This is a genomic window from Bacillus sp. C30, from assembly GCF_040838255.1.
Taxonomy (GTDB): domain Bacteria; phylum Bacillota; class Bacilli; order Bacillales; family Bacillaceae_G; genus Bacillus_A; species Bacillus_A mycoides.
In genome coordinates this window covers 1-2046 of sequence record NZ_JBFPJH010000482.1, presented here as the reverse complement: position 1 = coordinate 2046, position 2046 = coordinate 1, and the positions used below count along the sequence as shown (strand labels likewise).

Genomic DNA, 2046 nt, shown 5'->3' with positions numbered 1-2046 from the left:
CAATTTAGTTTATATCATATTTTGGAAATTATTTTTTGGTAATTTCAATAATATAAATGGGTGGAATATGTCAGATATGTATTTGCTTTTCTCCATAGTTACAACAGGCTTCGGAATAGGCATGGTTGTTTGTGGAAATTCAACACAACTTGCTAATATTATTTCTATGGGGAAATTAGATAGTTATTTGATTTTACCTAAAAATGTATTGTTACATGTGTTATGTTCGAGAATGTCAATTAAAGCCGTGGGGGATGTAATATTTGGAGTCTTAATTTTTGCTGTAAGTGGTGTTAGTAATGTTGTCTCTATAGGACTATGGATTCTATCAATAATTTGTGTGGCTATAATTTTTGTCTCGTTTACTACTCTTTTTGGAACTTTAGCCTTTTGGATTGGAAAAGCAAACATTATCCAACAACAGGTCAACAATGCTTTACTAACCTTTGCATTATACCCGCAAACCATATATAAAGGTTTTTCAAAATTGATTATTTTCACAATAATGCCAGCAGGGATTATTGGATTTATTCCAGTAGAATTAATTAAAGAATTTGATTTAACAAAATTATTATCATTAATTGGATTTTGTATTTTTATCGCTTATATATCTACTTTAATCTTCCGGTTAGGTTTAAAAAAATATGAATCAAACAATATTTTTACCTTTCGGGATTGATTGTGTATGAGGATATTTTAAAATTTCAAGAACGCTATCCTTTGACACTACCCCCTAAAGGGGCAAGCTGACCAACTTCAGTGGGATTCTTGCTACCAAAGGCGATGTTCATTTCTGTTATTGCTGACGTGCAAGATTGCGGTGTGCCATCACCATTCCCACAACAGATTATATAGGTTCGTGGGCTACGGTGCTGTGACCATACCGTACAGATTGTTGGTTCTCAAATGTTTTTACGTCTTTTGCATGACTAGGAATAAAGTATACCATGTTTTACTATGCAAAAACGATGCTTTCATCCCAGGTCTAGAGAGGGACTAAAGTCCTGGGTGTGCTTTCACGTATCGTTAATTCTGTAAGGAGGAACGTATAGGGTATGTATACTCATAATCATATTAAAGTATCATTAGTTAAATATACGATTAAATCATGAAAAATAATTTTAAATTAGATATTGTCATAGGATCGATGTTATTTGCATTATTTTTAGGAGCTGGAAATTTAATTTTTCCTCCCTTATTGGGACAACAAGCAGGAGATAAATTTCTGATCGCAATAAGTGGTTTTTTGGTAACAGGAGTTGGTTTACCGGTATTAGCAATAATTGTTATATCTAGTGTAGAAGGAAATTTGAAAAAATTATCCGATAGGGTCCACCCTGTTTTTTCATTTATATTTCCAATGATTAGTTACTTATCAATTGGACCTTGTTTTGCTATTCCGCGTACGGGCGTAGTTTCATTTGAAGTAGGGATCAATCCTTTTTTATCCGAAATAGGACAGACAGAGTGGTATATGTTATGTATATACACATTATTATTTTTTGGAGTTACTTTATATTTATCCTTACATCCATCTAAAATGATAGATTTATTCGGGAAAATTTTAACCCCACTATTAGTCATAATAGTTGTAATAATTGTTGTGAAGTCTATAATCAGTCCAATTGGTCCACTTAATGTATCGAATAGTTTATATGAAAACCACGCTTTTGTAGAAGGAATAATCCAAGGATATTTAACTATGGATGCGATAGGTGCATTTGTCTTTGGTATTGTTATTGTACAAGCTATTCGAGCAAAAAATGTTACAGAACCTACTCATATCAAAAGAATCACCATGGTATCAGGAATTATAGCGGCTGTAGGGTTAATATTTATTTATTTATCACTTGCATACATCGGTGCAACCAGTGCTAAATTAGGCATTTCTAATAATGGTGCTCTTATTCTAACAAATGTTGTGAAACATCTTTTTGGAACAAGTGGACAAATTTTACTAGGATTTATTATTACATTAGCATGTTTGACAACTTCAGTTGGATTGACATCAGCTTGTGCAACTTTTTTTTCAAAACAATTTACATC

General features: G+C 32.4%; 2 protein-coding genes. Both read left to right on the top strand.

Translation table 11 applies throughout. The features are described 5' to 3' along the window. A partial coding sequence (locus AB3X49_RS21985) for an ABC-2 family transporter protein (protein ID WP_367964741.1) occupies positions 1–679 on the top strand: 679 nt, incomplete at its 5' end. A 429-nt stretch (positions 680–1108) separates the two neighbouring features. Continuing rightward, positions 1109–2046: branched-chain amino acid transport system II carrier protein (gene brnQ / locus AB3X49_RS21980; protein ID WP_367964740.1), on the top strand; the 938-nt coding region annotated here is incomplete at its 3' end.